The organism is Pseudomonas sp. RHF3.3-3, from assembly GCF_048069595.1.
GTDB lineage: Bacteria > Pseudomonadota > Gammaproteobacteria > Pseudomonadales > Pseudomonadaceae > Aquipseudomonas > Aquipseudomonas fuscovaginae_B.
On record NZ_CP182250.1, the window covers coordinates 1444375 to 1459221 of the forward strand.

The window sequence follows — 14847 nt, forward strand, 5'->3', positions numbered from 1 at the left end:
GGCATGCTACTGAAGCGCCATTATCGGGTCCAGTGTGGGCGTCGGAATGTCAGGAAGGTTGCCGACGTGTACGGCGGGCTATGCTCATGGCTGATACCTGGAAACGAGGCGAAAAAAAACCGCCTTAGTAGGGCGGTTTTTTTGCAAACTCGCCGTTGTAGCGGTTTGCGTTGCTCATTGAGCCACTTCACACGGCATTCGTCCTAATCACCTGAGCCTGAGTGCACAAGGGCTGAGAAGCGTCGTTCGTCGGAGGTCTGAGTCGCTCGCAATTTGTAAAACATATTGGAGCCAATATCGAGGAAGTATGGCTATTTGAGAGTGCCTCTCCTCGGCTAAAGCTCGTTACGATGCTTCTGCTCAGGGCGAATTACAGTGAATTATAGAGCGATTGTAGATTCGTCATGATTGCGGTGGTTTCGGGGTGAAGGGCACTGCAGAGGTGACGATTCTTTATCCTGAAATGTTTCGCTTCAAACGCTTTTTGAAGCACCCCGCGTATCCCGCTATGCTCGGAATGTCGTTGGAAATTCAGCGATCAGGCCTGGAAACCTGGGAGACAAAAGATAGGCGCATAGGCGCTACCATGGTTAGACTGTGGGCGCTTTTTTGTGTCCGCACGTCCGTGTCATGGCGGCTGTGCGCGGGAGGCCTTCGGGTCTGCCGGGTGCCTATCTTCCCGGTTTCCAGCCTGCGTACAGCTGCCACCCTTCGCCTGGAAACGAGTGGTGCAGCTCCTTCATCAAGGTAGGAGCAACGCATGAACGTGTCGACTCAAGAGTTTCAGTTTCAAATCCCAAGCACCCAGGCATTCGCCGGAGGTGCCCAATGACCCCATTCCCCATCAAAACCCTCGGTGCCGTCACCTTTTCCACCTGCGGCTCCCAAGGCCGCGAGCTGTTCCGCGTCAATGCCGATGTGCCGATCCTGGAGGCCATGGAGCATGCTTCCCTGTTGCTGCAGTGCGCCAAGGCGTTGTCCCTCGATGCGGCATTGGATGCAAAGGAGGGCGAGCGATATGCCTGGGCGGCGCATTATCTGGGGGAGATGGGGAAGGCGGTGATCGATGATCTTACGCAGGGGATGTTGCTTGAGGCTTAGGCCTGCGCGGTTCAGCGAATAGGGATTGGGCGGCGGGTGTCGGCAGGTCCGCCGCGTTTACTTCTTCGCCGGAACGCCGCCCGGAGCAAGCTCTGCTTCTACCAGGGATTGGGTGTTTACTGATGCTTGGAGGTTTCTCAGGCTGTCCTGATTTCTTCGAGCAGCTCTGGGTGCCGGTCGAGGACTTTGAGCAGCTTGACCAAGGCTAGTGAGGGCTTGGTTTTGCCATTCTCATATCGAGAAAAGGCATTGATGCCTCCGCCGAATATTTCCGCTGCCTCTCGCTGATCAAGGGAGAGTTTTTTGCGCACGCTGGCAATGAATCCCGGATCGACAATGGCAGCGTTGACCTGTTTCGAGAACGCGCGCATTTCACGCATGACACGTTCTGATTCGATCATATCCAGAACGGACTCGGCGCATGCAGGGCAGAAGTCCCCCGTCACTGCCGTAATTACGGTGTTTTCCCCCTTGTAGGTATAGGGTAGGTCACGGGTGTCGTGGAGCAGTTCTGCCGCACCACAGGCAGGGCATTTCATGTTCATAGCTCCTTGAAGGATACGATCAGCACGTCATCGATAACCGTCAGTTTCAGATACACATCGCCGACCTGGGTTTTGGGACGGTATACGTCCTGCCAGATCGTGTGATCGGCGTGGGTGGTCATGCTTTTGTAAAAGTCCGATGCAGTCAGGTTCATCACAATACTCAGCATATCGGACGGTTCCAGCCCCAGCTCACTCGCACCCATTCGAGCAGAGTGTGTGGTGCGTACCTTCCCCGCCTCGACCAAGACTTTGATGATCGAGAGCTTGCAATGAGGGATGCTTTTTTCCATGAGATTAGATACTAACCTACTAGGTTTTTATTTGGCAACTTGGTTGGTGTCTCGGAGGGCAAGACTACTCTGAAGGTGTGGGTGGCGCTGCCAGGGGTGTATTTCAGGATTTGACGGGTTGGAAGGGGATTTGGGTTTCGTGCAGTCAGCTAGGGCCTCTTCGTGGACACGTTCATTCCCACAGTTGAGGCTATCCTGGATGAAGCTATTGCACTGACGTGCCTTTTCATCACTGAATGTCTTTCAGGTAATCCTTCAGCAAGCCAAGCGGTGCTTTCATGTCTGCGGTGGTCCGTACCTGGTTGCAGTCATCGGCCAGTCGCCGCAGTTCACGCCCCAGGGGCTTGTCCGTCCCGCCCACGGCGTCCATCGCGACAGCCACGCAAGCATTGAGCTTGCCCCGGATCGCCTCGACGTCGCCCTGGCGCACCAGCAGCTCGAACACGTCCTTCTGGTACTCGCCCATCACCACGTCATCCCGCAAAAGCGGGCTCCCGCCGTCACGTTCGTGGGCCAGCTTGAGGGCAAACAGGGCGACGGTTTCCAGTTGCGATTCCATGAGGCGTTTTCCTCCGCCGAGCGCTGTGGCCATGGCAGGTGACTTTTCTGCAGACGAAAAAAAAGACCTTGATAATCAAGGTCTTTTTCAATCTTGGTGCCCCGAGGGAGACTCGAACTCCCACTCCTCTCGAAAACGGATTTTGAATCCGCCGCGTCTACCAATTCCGCCATCAGGGCTCAATGGCGGCGAAGTATAGAGACGCGACTACCGTTGGTCAATTGCCTTTCATGGTCAATTTTGGCGAATTCCGCTAAACTTTCCGGCCCTGCTGGACGAACCCCCATCATGCGCGTCGCTGACTTTACTTTCGAACTCCCCGATTCCCTGATCGCTCGCCATCCGCTGGCCGAGCGTCGCCACAGCCGCCTGCTGACCCTCGATGGGCCCAGCGGTGCCCTGGCTCATCGTCAATTCACCGATCTGCTCGAGTATCTGCACCCGGGCGACCTGATGGTGTTCAACAACACCCGGGTGATTCCGGCCCGTCTGTTCGGCCAGAAGGCCTCCGGCGGCAAGCTGGAGATCCTGGTGGAGCGGGTACTCGACAGCCATCGCGTGCTGGCCCACGTGCGTTCCAGCAAGTCGCCCAAGCCCGGTTCGAAGATTTTGATCGAGGGCGGTGGCGAGGCCGAGATGCTGGCCCGGCATGATGCGCTGTTCGAGTTGGGCTTCGCCGAGGAAGTGCTGCCATTGCTGGAGCGCGTCGGCCATATGCCGTTGCCTCCTTATATAGACCGTCCTGACGAGGGCGCCGACCGCGAGCGCTACCAGACGGTCTATGCCGAGCGCCTGGGCGCCGTCGCCGCGCCGACGGCCGGCCTGCACTTCGACCAGCCGCTGCTGGAGGCGATCGCGGCCAAGGGCGTCGAGACCGCGTTCGTCACCCTGCACGTCGGTGCCGGGACCTTCCAGCCGGTGCGCGTGGAGCGCATCGAAGACCACCATATGCACAGCGAATGGCTGGAAGTCGGCCAAGACGTGGTGGATGCCGTTGCCGCCTGCCGCGCCCGTGGTGGTCGGGTGATTGCCGTGGGCACCACCAGCGTACGTTCGCTGGAAAGCGCCGCCCGCGATGGCGTGCTCAAGCCGTTCAGTGGCGATACCGACATTTTCATCTACCCGGGTCGGCCGTTCTATGTGGTCGACGCCCTGGTCACCAACTTCCATCTGCCCGAATCCACGCTGCTGATGCTGGTTTCGGCCTTCGCCGGTTATCCCGAGACCATGGCCGCCTACCAGGCCGCCGTGGACAACGGTTACCGCTTCTTCAGTTACGGTGATGCCATGTTCATCACCCGCAACCCCGCGCCGACCGGACCCCAGGCATCGGCACCCGAGGATCAAGCATGAGTCGTACCTGTCGTATGTCGTTCGAGTTGCTGGCCACCGATGGCAAGGCCCGCCGCGGTCGCCTGACGTTCCCGCGCGGCACCGTCGAGACCCCGGCCTTCATGCCGGTGGGCACCTACGGCACGGTCAAGGGCATGCTGCCTCGGGATATCGTCGCCACCGGCGCCGAGATCATCCTCGGCAACACCTTCCACCTGTGGCTGCGCCCGGGCACCGAGGTGATCAAGGCGCATGGCGACCTGCACGATTTCATGCAGTGGAAGGGCCCGATCCTCACCGACTCGGGTGGTTTCCAGGTGTTCAGCCTGGGCGCCATGCGCAAGATCAAGGAGGAGGGCGTGACCTTCGCCTCGCCGGTCGACGGCGCCAAGGTGTTCATGGGCCCGGAAGAGTCGATGCAGGTGCAGCGCGACCTGGGCTCCGACATCGTGATGATCTTCGACGAGTGCACGCCGTATCCGGCCGATGAGGACGTCGCCCGGGTGTCGATGGAGCTGTCGCTGCGCTGGGCCCAGCGTTCGAAGAACGCCCATGGCGACAACACCGCGGCGCTGTTCGGCATCGTCCAGGGCGGCATGCATGAGAACCTGCGCATGCGCTCCCTGGAAGGTTTGGAGAAGATCGGCTTTGACGGCCTGGCCATCGGCGGCCTGTCGGTGGGCGAGCCCAAGCACGAGATGATCAGGGTGCTGGACTACCTGCCAGGGCGGATGCCGGCTGACAAACCTCGTTACCTTATGGGCGTTGGCAAGCCGGAAGATCTGGTGGAGGGTGTGCGCCGCGGGGTGGACATGTTCGATTGCGTGATGCCAACCCGTAATGCCCGCAATGGGCATCTGTTCGTCGACACCGGTGTGCTGAAGATCCGTAACGCGTTCCATCGCCATGATGATTCGCCGCTGGATCCGACCTGCGATTGCTACACCTGCCAGAACTTCTCCCGTGCTTATCTGCATCATTTGGACAAGTGCGGCGAAATGCTCGGGAGTATGTTGAATACCATCCACAACTTGCGGCATTACCAGCGCCTGATGGCTGGTTTGCGCGAGGCTATTCAACAGGGTACATTGGCCGCCTTTGTCGATGCCTTCTACGCCAAGCGCGGGCTTCCCGTACCGCCCTTGGACTGACTTTTCAGAATCGTATTCTTGCAACTGGAGTGCTAAATGAGCTTTTTCATCTCTAACGCGTTCGCTGACGGCGCGGCCCCTGCTGCTGCCGCTGGTCCTGCGGGCGGCTTCGAGTGGATTTTCCTGGTCGGCTTCCTGGTCATCTTCTACCTGATGATCTGGCGCCCGCAGGCCAAGCGTGCCAAGGAACAGAAGAACCTGCTGAGCAGCCTGGCCAAGGGTGACGAAGTGGTGACCACCGGTGGTATCGCCGGCAAGATCGTCAAGGTGACCGACGAGTTCGTGGTCCTGGAGATTTCCGATACCGTCGAAATGAAGTTCCAGAAGGGGGCCGTCGCGGCCACTCTGCCTAAAGGCACACTGAAAGCGATCTGAGTTTCAATATTCAACAATCGACGGGGCGCGCAAGGCGCCCCGCGTCATAAGCGGGCGGCGTGATGCTGAACAAATACCCTCTGTGGAAATACGTACTGATCGTGGTGGTGCTGGCGATCGGTTTTATTTATTCCGCTCCCAATCTCTACCCTGACGATCCGGCTATCCAGGTCAGTGGTGCCAGCACGGCGCTGCAGGTCAACCAGGCCGATCTGGATCGGGCGAGCAAGGCGCTCACCGATGCCGGTATCAACGTCAAGGCCGCTACCCTGGCCGCCAACGGCAAGGATGGCCTGCTGCGCCTGAGCAAGCAGGAAGACCAGTTGCCAGCCAAGGATGTCGTGCGCAAGGCGCTCGGCGACGATTACGTGGTGGCGCTCAACCTGGCCCAGACCACCCCGCAGTGGCTGCGCAACCTCGGCGCGCACCCGATGAAGCTGGGTCTGGACCTGTCCGGTGGTGTGCACTTCCTGCTGGAAGTGGACATGGACAAGGCTGTCGACGCCCGTCTGAAAGTCTATGAAGGCGACGTCAAGAGCCTGCTGCGCAAGGAGCGTGTCCGTTACCGCAGCCTGCCGCAGCTCAATGGTGCCATTCAGCTGGGCTTCACCGACAACGATACCCGCGAGCAGGCCCGTGCCCTGATTCGCAAGGGTTTCAACGATTTCGACATTGTTCCCGCCGACCTGAATGGCCAGCCGGTACTGCGTCTGGCGATGACCCCGGCCAAGCTGGCGGAAATTCGCGAATACTCCATCAAGCAGAACCTGACCACGGTACGTAACCGCGTCAACGAGCTGGGCGTAGCCGAGCCGCTGGTACAGCGCCAGGGCGCCAACCGCATCGTGGTCGAGCTGCCGGGCGTGCAGGACACCGCGGAAGCCAAGCGGATCCTCGGCAAGACCGCCAGCCTCGAGTTCCGCCTGGCCGCCGAGCCGGGCGCGTCGAAGGCGACCTCCGAGGAATTCGAATTCCGTGAGGGCAAGCGTCCGCCTGCGCTGATCGAGCGTGGCCTGATCATCACCGGTGACCAGGTGACCGATGCCAAGGCCGGTTTCGGCGAGCACGGCAGCCCGGAAGTGAACATCCACCTGGACAGCCATGGTGGCGAGCTGATGAGTCGTGCCACGCGCACCAACGTCGGTCGCCAGATGGCGGTGATCTTCATCGAGCAGCGTCCGGTCACCACCTACACCAAGCAGGTGGTCGACGGCGTCGAGAAGGAAGTCGCGGTACAGAGCTTCAAGGAAGACAAGAAGATCATCAGCCTGGCGACCATCCAGTCGCCGCTGGGCTCGCAGTTCCGTATCACCGGCCTGAACGGCCAGGGCGAGTCGTCTGAACTGGCCCTGCTGCTGCGTGCCGGTGGTCTGGCCGCGCCGATGTACTTCGCTGAAGAACGTACCATCGGCCCGAGCCTGGGTGCCGACAACATCACCAAGGGTATCGATGCGTCGCTGTGGGGCATGCTGTTCGTCTCGCTGTTCATCATCGCGATCTACCGCTTCTTCGGCATCATCGCCACCGTGGCGCTGGCCTTCAACATGGTCGTGCTGCTGGCGCTGATGTCCCTGCTGGGGGCGACGCTGACCCTGCCGGGTATCGCCGGTATCGTGTTGACCATGGGTATGGCGGTGGACGCCAACGTGCTGATCTTCTCGCGGATCCGCGAAGAGATCGCCGCGGGCATGACCGTTCAGCGGGCGATCAACGAAGGCTTCAACCGTGCCTATACGGCGATCGTCGACGCCAACCTGACCAGCCTGCTGGTGGGCGGTATCCTGTTCGCCATGGGCACCGGTCCGGTCAAGGGCTTCGCGGTAACCATGTCCCTCGGGATCTTTACCTCGATGTTCACGGCCATCATGGTGACCCGCGCGATGGTCAACCTGATCTTCGGCGGTCGTGACTTCAAGAAGTTGTGGATTTAAGGGGCTGCCATGTTACGTACAATCAATTTCATGGGCGTCCGCAACGTTGCGTTCGGCGTCACTGTGCTCCTCACCGCCCTGGCGTTGTTCAGCTGGTTCCACAAGGGCTTGAACTACGGTCTGGACTTTACCGGCGGTACGCTGATCGAGCTGACCTACGAGCGTCCGGCGGACGTGACCAAGGTCCGTGCGCAACTGGGCGACGCCGGTTATCACGAGGCGATCGTGCAGAGCTTCGGTGCGACTACCGACCTGCTGGTGCGCATGCCGGGTGAAGACCCGCAACTGGGTCACCAGGTGGCCGAGGCGCTGCAGAAGGTCGGCGGCGACAACCCGGCACAGGTCAAGCGTGTCGAGTTCGTCGGTCCGCAGGTGGGTGAGGAGCTGCGCGACCAGGGCGGCCTCGGCATGCTGATGGCGCTGGGCGGCATCCTGATCTACCTGGCCTTCCGCTTCCAGTGGAAGTTCGCGGTCGGTGCCATCGTCTCGCTGGTGCACGACGTGGTGGTGACCGTGGGTATCCTGTCGTTCTTCCAGATCACCTTCGACCTGACGGTGCTGGCGGCGGTACTGGCGATCATCGGCTACTCGCTCAACGATACCATCGTGGTATTCGACCGGGTTCGGGAGAACTTCCGGGTACTGCGCAAGGCCAGCCTGATCGAGAACATCAATATCTCGACCACCCAGACCCTGCTGCGGACCATGGCAACCTCGATCTCCACCCTGCTGGCGATCGCGGCGCTGCTGTTCTTCGGTGGCGACAACCTGCACGGCTTCTCCGTGGCGCTGTTCGTCGGTGTGCTGGCGGGCACCTACTCGTCGATCTATATCGCCAACGTGGTGCTGATCTGGCTGAACCTGAGCAGCGAGGACCTGATTCCTCCGGCCAACACCCAGAAGGAAATCGACGACCGTCCTTGACGTCCGTCCTCCCTCCGACTGTCACCCTGAAAGGCGCGAGTATTGAACTCGCGCCTTTTTTCATGTTCCAAGGCTAGGAGAGATGCGGAAAGGTTCCGCTTGTGATGGTCAGGAGGTTCACGTGAACAAGTCGTTGCTGGTGGGTGCTGTGCTGGGTGCTGTCGGTGTCACCGCCGGAGGTGCTGTTGCGACCTACAGCATGGTGAAGAGCGGCCCTGAGTATGCGCAAGTGTTGGCGGTCGAGCCGGTGAAAACCCAGGTGAAGACGCCACGCGAAGTCTGTAAGGATGTTGCCGTGACCCGGCAGAAACCGGTGCAGGACGAGCACCGTCTGGCCGGTACCGCGATCGGTGCGGTCGGCGGCGGCCTGCTCGGCAGTCTGGTGGGCAATGGTCGTGGCAAGACCCTGGCGACAGTGGTCGGTGCCGTGGGTGGCGGTTATGCGGGGAACAAGGTGCAGGAGGGCATGCAGGAGCGTGACACTTACACCACGACCCAGACCCGCTGCAACACGGTCAATGATATCAGTGACAAGATCGTCGGCTACGACGTGCGTTACCAGCTCGACGGCAAGGAAGGTCGGGTACGCATGGACCGTGATCCGGGCAACCAGATCCCGGTGGACAAGGACGGTCGGCTGATTCTGAGCCAGGCTCCGGCCCAGCCAGGTCAGTAATCGCAGGCACAAAAAAAGCACCCCTCGGGGTGCTTTTTTCGTTCTGGCGTCTTAGCGCTTCAGCGAAGCCGGCAGGTGCGGCTGGATCGCCGTCAGTACGGCCTTGAAGCACTTGGTGTTGCCGGCGACGATATGGCCTTTCTCGAGGAAGTCGTGGCCGCCGGTGAAGTCGCTCACCAGGCCGCCCGCTTCCTGGATCAGCAGGGCGCCGGCTGCCATGTCCCATTCGGACAGGCCCGACTCCCAGAAGGCGTCGAAACGGCCGGCGGCCACGTAGGCCAGGTCCAGGGCGGCGGAACCGGCGCGGCGGATGCCGGCGGTCTGGCCGACCAGGGCGCGGAACATGCCCAGGTAGTTGTCCAGGTTGTCCATCTGGTCGTCACGGAACGGGAAGCCGGTACCCAGCAGGGCGCCGTCGAGGCTGGTACGCGGGCTGACGCGCAGGCGGCGGCCGTTCAGTTGGGCGCCACGGCCACGGCTGGCGGTGAATTCTTCCTGGCGAACCGGGTCCAGGACCACGGCGTGCTCCAGACGGCCACGGTATTTGCAGGCAATGCTGACCGAGAAGTGTGGAATGCCACGCAGGAAGTTGGTGGTGCCATCGAGTGGGTCGATGATCCACAGGTAGTCTTCGCCTTCGCCGCTGCCGGCGTGGAAGCCGGTTTCTTCACCGCGGATGGCGTGGGTCGGATACGCCTTGCGCAGCGCGTCGATGATTTTCTGCTCGGCGGCACGATCGACCTCGGACACGTAGTCCTTGGCGTCTTTTTCGTCGACCTTGATGCTATCCAGGCGCTCGATGGAGCGGAAGATCAATTCACTGGCGGCGCGGGCGGCGCGCAGCGCGATATTCAGCATGGGCTGCATGGACATTTCACCTAGAGTGTTAAAGAAAGCCGAACATTCTAACAGAAAAGTCTTGCCGGTGAAGGACGACATTCGGTTTCGTGGCGCAAACCCCAGTGCTTCTGTAAGATTTGCTCCCCTTTGCCTTGTCCGAGAGCGCTTCGTCGTGCTGCAAAATATTCGTATCGTCCTGGTCAATACCAGTCATCCGGGCAATATCGGTGGGGCTGCACGAGCCATGAAGAACATGGGGCTGTCGCGTCTGGTGCTGGTCGAGCCGCGGGTTTTTCCTTCCGCCGAAGCCGACGCCCGGGCCTCCGGGGCCACCGATATCCTTGAAAACGCCGAAGTCGTCGCTACCTTGGAGCAGGCCCTGGCCGGCTGCACCCTGGTGCTGGGCACCAGTGCCCGTGACCGCAGCCTGCCCTGGCCGATGCTGGAGCCGCGCGAATGCGGAGTGAAGGTGGTCGAGGAGGCGGCGCAGGGGGCGCAGATCGCCCTGGTGTTCGGTCGCGAGGATTCCGGCCTGACCAACGATGAACTGCAGCGATGTCATTACCACGTGCATATCCCGTCGGACCCCGGCTTCAGCTCGCTGAACCTGGCGGCCGCGGTGCAGGTGTTGAGTTATGAGGTGCGCATGGCCTGGCTGGCACTGGAAGGTCAGCCGCACAGGGTCGAGAAGGATGATGTGGGTGACGAACTGGTTACCATGGATGAGCTGGAGCGCTTCTACGAGCATCTGGAGCAGACGCTGGTGGCTATCGAGTTCCTCGATCCGCAGAAGCCCCGGCACCTGATGGCGCGCCTGCGTCGGCTGTATGGTCGCAGCTCGATCAGTCGGGTGGAAATGAATATTTTGCGTGGCATCCTCACGGAAACCCAGAAAGCGGCCCGTGGCGAGCTCCTTAAGCGGAAGGAATGATGATGTTCGAGCGTTTGCGTGAAGATATCCAGAGCGTATTCCATCGTGACCCGGCGGCGCGCAATGCCTTTGAGGTGCTGACCTGCTACCCGGGCATGCATGCCATATGGCTGCATCGCCTGAGTCACGGGTTGTGGGTGCGCAACTGGAAGCTGCTGGCGCGGGTGGTGTCGAACTTCGGGCGTTGGCTGACCGGCATCGAGATTCACCCGGGTGCCAAGGTCGGGCGGCGGTTCTTCATCGACCACGGCATGGGGATCGTGATCGGCGAAACGGCCGAGATCGGCAATGACGTGACCATCTATCAGGGCGTGACCCTGGGCGGCACGAGCTGGAACAAGGGCAAGCGCCACCCGACCCTGGAGGATGGGGTGGTGGTCGGTGCCGGTGCCAAGGTGCTGGGGCCGTTCACGGTCGGTGCCGGGGCGAAGGTCGGTTCCAATGCGGTGGTGACCAAGGCGGTTCCGGCCGGTGCCACGGTGGTCGGTATTCCCGGGCGGATCATCATGAAGTCCGACGACGAGCAGGAGGCCAAGCGCAAGGCGATGGCCGAGAAGCTCGGTTTCGATGCCTACGGGGTGAGTGGCGATATGCCGGACCCGGTGGCGCGGGCTATCGGACAGATGCTCGATCACCTGCAGGCGGTCGATGGGCGTCTGGAGGGGATGTGTGGTGCGCTGAAGGATTTGGGCAGCAACTATTGCGCCAAGGATCTGCCGGAGCTGCACTGCGAGGGCTTTGCCGAGGTGAAGGCCGAGGGTGAGGCCAAGGCTGGCTGACCTGTGTTGGGCTTTCGGGCCCATTCGCGGGCTTGCCCGCGAATGACTCCAGGATCGCCAGGAGTGTCATTTGAACGCCCCCGCGAAAACCATCGGTCTAGCGCGATGCCATTACGCGCTGACTTTGCTATCATACGCGCGCTCTTTTACGGGTAAACCTGACTAAAGTACTAGGTCTTATAGTTGACTTAAATACTCGGGAATCGCATACTCGTACCCATTCCGTAACTCCGTGGTAATTGTCCATGCGACTGACTACAAAAGGCCGATACGCCGTGACCGCCATGCTTGACCTGGCGTTGCACGCGCAACACGGGCCGGTGTCCCTGGCCGATATCTCCGAGCGCCAAGGCATCTCCCTGTCCTACCTCGAACAGCTGTTCGCCAAGCTGCGTCGCAGCAACCTGGTTTCCAGCGTCCGTGGTCCGGGTGGCGGCTACCAGCTGTCGCGCGACATGCAGGGAATCCAGGTCGCCCAGGTGATCGATGCAGTGAATGAATCGGTCGACGCCACCAAATGCCAGGGGCTGGGTGATTGCCATTCCGGCGACACCTGCCTGACCCACCACCTGTGGTGCGACCTCAGCCTGCAGATCCACGAATTTCTCAGTGGCATCAGTCTGGCAGACCTTGTCACTCGCCGTGAAGTGCAAGAGGTTGCCCTGCGTCAGGACCAGCGCCGCTGTAATGGCAAGGCGCCGCGCCTGGATAAGATCGAAGCGTCCGCCGTCGAATGACAGCCAGAGAGCCAGCGGTGCGCCAGCCAGCCTGATTTAGGAGATAGTCCATGAAATTGCCGATTTACCTTGATTACTCAGCGACCACCCCGGTTGATCCGCGTGTCGCGCAAAAGATGAGTGAATGCCTGCTGGTCGACGGAAACTTCGGCAACCCGGCATCGCGCTCCCACGTGTTCGGCTGGAAGGCCGAGGAATCCGTGGAAAACGCCCGTCGCCAGGTGGCCGACCTGGTCAACGCCGACCCGCGTGAAATCGTCTGGACTTCCGGTGCCACCGAGTCCGACAACCTGGCGATCAAGGGTGTCGCGCATTTCTACCACACCAAGGGCAAGCACCTGATCACCAGCAAGATCGAGCACAAGGCGGTCCTCGACACCATGCGCCAACTGGAGCGCGAAGGTTTCGAGGTCACCTACATCGAGCCGGGTGAAGACGGCCTGATCACCCCCGCCATGGTCGAAGCCGCCCTGCGCGAAGACACCATCCTGGTGTCGGTGATGCACGTGAACAACGAAATCGGCACCGTCAACGACATCGCCGCCATTGGCGAGCTGACCCGCTCGCGCGGTGTGCTGTTCCACGTTGACGCGGCCCAGTCGACCGGCAAGGTCGAGATCGACCTGCAGAAGCTGAAGGTCGACCTGATGTCCTTCTCCGCCCACAAGACCTATGGTCCGAAAGGCATCGGCGCGCTGTACGTCAGCCGCAAGCCGCGTGTGCGCCTGGAGGCGACCATGCATGGCGGTGGTCACGAGCGCGGCATGCGCTCCGGCACCCTGGCGACCCACCAGATCGTCGGCATGGGTGAAGCCTTCCGTGTGGCCAAGGAAGACATGGCTGCCGAGAATGTCCGTATCAAGGCCCTGAGCGACCGTTTCTTCAAGCAGGTCGAGCACCTGGAGGAGCTGTACGTCAACGGCAGCCTGACCGCTCGCGTACCGCACAACCTGAACCTGAGCTTCAACTACGTCGAAGGCGAGTCGCTGATCATGGCACTCAAGGACCTGGCGGTCTCCTCCGGTTCGGCCTGCACCTCGGCTTCGCTGGAGCCGTCGTACGTACTGCGTGCCCTGGGCCGCAACGACGAACTGGCGCACAGCTCGATCCGCTTCACCTTCGGCCGTTTCACCACCGAGGAAGAAATCGACTACGCCGCGCAGAAGGTCTGCGAGGCGGTCACCAAACTGCGCGCCCTGTCGCCGCTGTGGGACATGTTCAAGGATGGCGTCGATATCTCGAAGATCGAGTGGGCGGCACACTAAATAAAGAAGCCGCCACATACAGATCCTGTAGCGACGCGGCAAATGATGTCTGGCGTAGCTGCAGGGTCGAGAGCGGCCCTGATGAGTGAGGAATAAGTACCATGGCTTACAGTGAAAAGGTCATCGACCACTACGAAAACCCGCGCAACGTCGGCAAGATGAATGCCGAGGACCCGGATGTCGGTACCGGCATGGTCGGCGCCCCGGCGTGTGGTGACGTGATGCGTCTGCAGATCAAGGTCAACGAGCAGGGCATCATCGAAGATGCCAAGTTCAAGACCTACGGTTGCGGCTCGGCTATTGCTTCCAGCTCCCTGGCGACCGAGTGGATGAAGGGCAAGACTCTGGATGAAGCAGAGACCATCAAGAACACTCAGCTGGCCGAAGAACTGGCCCTGCCGCCGGTGAAGATCCACTGCTCCGTTCTCGCCGAAGACGCCATCAAGGCCGCCGTTCGCGACTACAAGCAGAAGAAAGGCCTGATCTGACCGATCCGGCGTTGAAGATTTGAGCGAAAAGCTAAGGAGTCCCCGATGGCTATCAGCATGACAGAAGCGGCTGCTCGACACGTGCGACGCTCCCTCGACGGGCGCGGCAAGGGTGAAGGCATTCGCCTGGGTGTTCGCACCACAGGCTGTTCCGGCCTTGCCTACGTGCTGGAGTTCGTCGACGAGGTGGTGGCGGAAGACCAGGTGTTCGAGAGTCACGGCGAAAAAGTGATCATCGACCCGAAGAGTCTGGCCTACCTCGATGGCACCGAGCTGGATTTCGTCAAGGAAGGGTTGAACGAGGGCTTCAAGTTCAACAACCCCAACGTGCGCGGTGAGTGTGGCTGCGGCGAAAGCTTCAACGTCTGAGGCTATTCGTGGGTACTCCTTGTCATTTCGCCTTGTTCGAGCTGCAACCGAGCTTCACGCTGGACCTCGATCAGTTGGCCGCGCGCTATCGCGAGTTGGCGCGCGCCGTTCATCCGGACCGTTTCGCCGATGCCTCCGAGCGTGAGCAGCGGCTGGCGCTCGAGCGTTCCGCCAGCCTCAACGAGGCCTATCAGACCCTCAAGAGTCCGCCCAAGCGCGCGCGTTACCTGCTGGCGCTCAATGGCGGCGAGCTGCCGGTGGAGGTCACCGTGCACGATCCCGATTTCCTCATGCAGCAGATGCAGTGGCGTGAAGAACTCGAAGATCTGCAGGACGACGCCGATCTGCCGGGCATTGCCGCATTCAAGCGGCGCCTGAAGGTCGCCCAGGATGAATTGAACGACAGCTTCGCAGCTTGCTGGAGCGATGCTGCGCAACGCGAACAGGCCGAACGCCTGATGCGGCGCATGCAGTTCCTCGACAAGCTCACCTACGAAGTGCGCCAGTTAGAAGAGCGCCTCGACGATTAACTCCGTGCTGCCGCACGCCTG

Annotated in this window: 18 protein-coding genes and 1 tRNA gene; 14 read left to right on the plus strand and 5 right to left on the minus strand. The window is 60.9% G+C overall.

Annotated features, from left to right (window positions below; genetic code table 11):
• Positions 1-828: 828 nt before the first annotated feature.
• Positions 829-1101, plus strand: a complete 273-nt coding sequence (locus ACMGT0_RS06505; protein ID WP_054057291.1) for a DUF3077 domain-containing protein — start codon at positions 829-831, stop codon at positions 1099-1101.
• 137 nt (positions 1102-1238) lie between these two features.
• On the opposite strand, the gene ACMGT0_RS06510 is transcribed toward ACMGT0_RS06505, so the two are convergent.
• The 4 genes from ACMGT0_RS06510 to ACMGT0_RS06525 form a co-directional block, all read right to left on the minus strand.
• Positions 1239-1640, minus strand: a complete 402-nt coding sequence (locus ACMGT0_RS06510) for a type II toxin-antitoxin system MqsA family antitoxin (protein WP_054057290.1) — start codon at positions 1638-1640, stop codon at positions 1239-1241.
• A 2-nt stretch (positions 1641-1642) separates the two neighbouring features.
• Positions 1643-1939, minus strand: coding sequence for a type II toxin-antitoxin system MqsR family toxin (locus ACMGT0_RS06515; RefSeq protein ID WP_054057289.1), 297 nt, complete (start codon positions 1937-1939; stop codon positions 1643-1645).
• A 229-nt stretch (positions 1940-2168) separates the two neighbouring features.
• Positions 2169-2498 carry a hypothetical protein gene (locus ACMGT0_RS06520; RefSeq protein WP_054057288.1) on the minus strand — a complete coding sequence of 110 codons (330 nt, stop codon included), beginning with the start codon at positions 2496-2498 and terminating at the stop codon, positions 2169-2171.
• A 94-nt stretch (positions 2499-2592) separates the two neighbouring features.
• Positions 2593-2677, minus strand: a tRNA-Leu gene (locus ACMGT0_RS06525).
• Positions 2678-2786: 109 nt separating this feature from the next.
• Between ACMGT0_RS06525 and queA the strand changes: the two genes are divergently transcribed.
• The 6 genes from queA (at position 2787) to ACMGT0_RS06555 (ending at position 8887) form a co-directional block, all read left to right on the plus strand.
• Entirely contained in the window at positions 2787-3851 is a 1065-nt protein-coding gene (gene queA / locus ACMGT0_RS06530; protein ID WP_416771922.1) for a tRNA preQ1(34) S-adenosylmethionine ribosyltransferase-isomerase QueA, read from the plus strand.
• A 14-nt stretch (positions 3852-3865) separates the two neighbouring features.
• A complete protein-coding gene (gene tgt, locus ACMGT0_RS06535) occupies positions 3866-4981 on the plus strand; it encodes a tRNA guanosine(34) transglycosylase Tgt (protein WP_162491332.1) in 1116 nt (371 codons plus the stop codon).
• A gap of 36 nt (positions 4982-5017) precedes the next feature.
• The gene (gene yajC, locus ACMGT0_RS06540) at positions 5018-5356 is read left to right on the plus strand and encodes a preprotein translocase subunit YajC (protein WP_054057285.1); all 339 of its coding nucleotides are present in this window, start codon (positions 5018-5020) and stop codon (positions 5354-5356) included.
• A gap of 62 nt (positions 5357-5418) precedes the next feature.
• A complete protein-coding gene (gene secD / locus ACMGT0_RS06545) occupies positions 5419-7287 on the plus strand; it encodes a protein translocase subunit SecD (RefSeq protein ID WP_054057284.1) in 1869 nt (622 codons plus the stop codon).
• Positions 7288-7296: 9 nt separating this feature from the next.
• Complete coding sequence (secF, locus tag ACMGT0_RS06550) at positions 7297-8211, plus strand: protein translocase subunit SecF (RefSeq protein WP_054057283.1); 915 nt, start codon at positions 7297-7299, stop codon at positions 8209-8211.
• Positions 8212-8332: 121 nt separating this feature from the next.
• Positions 8333-8887 (plus strand): glycine zipper 2TM domain-containing protein, encoded by a 555-nt coding sequence (locus tag ACMGT0_RS06555; protein ID WP_054057282.1) that lies wholly within the window; start codon positions 8333-8335, stop codon positions 8885-8887.
• Between the two features lie 51 nt (positions 8888-8938).
• On the opposite strand, the gene suhB is transcribed toward ACMGT0_RS06555, so the two are convergent.
• Positions 8939-9754, minus strand: coding sequence for an inositol-phosphate phosphatase (suhB, locus tag ACMGT0_RS06560; protein WP_017904912.1), 816 nt, complete (start codon positions 9752-9754; stop codon positions 8939-8941).
• A 145-nt stretch (positions 9755-9899) separates the two neighbouring features.
• Here suhB and trmJ point away from each other — a divergent pair, with 145 nt between their 5' ends.
• From trmJ to hscB, 7 genes are all read left to right on the plus strand, one after another.
• A complete protein-coding gene (gene trmJ, locus ACMGT0_RS06565; protein ID WP_054057281.1) occupies positions 9900-10658 on the plus strand; it encodes a tRNA (cytosine(32)/uridine(32)-2'-O)-methyltransferase TrmJ in 759 nt (252 codons plus the stop codon).
• 2 nt (positions 10659-10660) lie between these two features.
• Positions 10661-11437: a serine O-acetyltransferase gene (gene cysE, locus ACMGT0_RS06570; protein WP_054061892.1), complete on the plus strand. Its 777-nt coding sequence runs from the start codon at positions 10661-10663 to the stop codon at positions 11435-11437.
• 245 nt (positions 11438-11682) lie between these two features.
• Entirely contained in the window at positions 11683-12174 is a 492-nt protein-coding gene (iscR, locus tag ACMGT0_RS06575; protein WP_054057279.1) for a Fe-S cluster assembly transcriptional regulator IscR, read from the plus strand.
• Positions 12175-12224: 50 nt separating this feature from the next.
• Entirely contained in the window at positions 12225-13439 is a 1215-nt protein-coding gene (locus tag ACMGT0_RS06580; protein WP_054057278.1) for an IscS subfamily cysteine desulfurase, read from the plus strand.
• A gap of 101 nt (positions 13440-13540) precedes the next feature.
• On the plus strand, positions 13541-13927 hold the full coding sequence (gene iscU / locus ACMGT0_RS06585) for a Fe-S cluster assembly scaffold IscU (protein WP_007929523.1): 387 nt from the start codon (positions 13541-13543) through the stop codon (positions 13925-13927).
• A gap of 45 nt (positions 13928-13972) precedes the next feature.
• Positions 13973-14296, plus strand: a complete 324-nt coding sequence (iscA, locus tag ACMGT0_RS06590; protein ID WP_017904917.1) for an iron-sulfur cluster assembly protein IscA — start codon at positions 13973-13975, stop codon at positions 14294-14296.
• Between the two features lie 8 nt (positions 14297-14304).
• A complete protein-coding gene (hscB, locus tag ACMGT0_RS06595; RefSeq protein ID WP_054057277.1) occupies positions 14305-14826 on the plus strand; it encodes a co-chaperone HscB in 522 nt (173 codons plus the stop codon).
• The last annotated feature ends 21 nt before the right edge of the window (positions 14827-14847 follow it).

Excerpts from the sequence above, each read along its gene's own strand:
- ACMGT0_RS06505 (WP_054057291.1), top strand. The coding sequence starts at position 829 with ATGACCCCATTCCCCATCAAAACCCTCGGTGCCGTCACCTTTTCCACC.
- ACMGT0_RS06510 (WP_054057290.1), bottom strand. The coding sequence starts at position 1,640 with ATGAAATGCCCTGCCTGTGGTGCGGCAGAACTGCTCCACGACACCCGT.
- ACMGT0_RS06515 (WP_054057289.1), bottom strand. The coding sequence starts at position 1,939 with ATGGAAAAAAGCATCCCTCATTGCAAGCTCTCGATCATCAAAGTCTTG.
- ACMGT0_RS06520 (WP_054057288.1), bottom strand. The coding sequence starts at position 2,498 with ATGGAATCGCAACTGGAAACCGTCGCCCTGTTTGCCCTCAAGCTGGCC.
- queA (WP_416771922.1), top strand. The coding sequence starts at position 2,787 with ATGCGCGTCGCTGACTTTACTTTCGAACTCCCCGATTCCCTGATCGCT.
- tgt (WP_162491332.1), top strand. The coding sequence starts at position 3,866 with ATGTCGTTCGAGTTGCTGGCCACCGATGGCAAGGCCCGCCGCGGTCGC.
- yajC (WP_054057285.1), top strand. The coding sequence starts at position 5,018 with ATGAGCTTTTTCATCTCTAACGCGTTCGCTGACGGCGCGGCCCCTGCT.
- secD (WP_054057284.1), top strand. The coding sequence starts at position 5,419 with ATGCTGAACAAATACCCTCTGTGGAAATACGTACTGATCGTGGTGGTG.
- secF (WP_054057283.1), top strand. The coding sequence starts at position 7,297 with ATGTTACGTACAATCAATTTCATGGGCGTCCGCAACGTTGCGTTCGGC.
- suhB (WP_017904912.1), bottom strand. The coding sequence starts at position 9,754 with ATGCAGCCCATGCTGAATATCGCGCTGCGCGCCGCCCGCGCCGCCAGT.
- cysE (WP_054061892.1), top strand. The coding sequence starts at position 10,661 with ATGTTCGAGCGTTTGCGTGAAGATATCCAGAGCGTATTCCATCGTGAC.
- iscR (WP_054057279.1), top strand. The coding sequence starts at position 11,683 with ATGCGACTGACTACAAAAGGCCGATACGCCGTGACCGCCATGCTTGAC.
- ACMGT0_RS06580 (WP_054057278.1), top strand. The coding sequence starts at position 12,225 with ATGAAATTGCCGATTTACCTTGATTACTCAGCGACCACCCCGGTTGAT.
- iscU (WP_007929523.1), top strand. The coding sequence starts at position 13,541 with ATGGCTTACAGTGAAAAGGTCATCGACCACTACGAAAACCCGCGCAAC.
- iscA (WP_017904917.1), top strand. The coding sequence starts at position 13,973 with ATGGCTATCAGCATGACAGAAGCGGCTGCTCGACACGTGCGACGCTCC.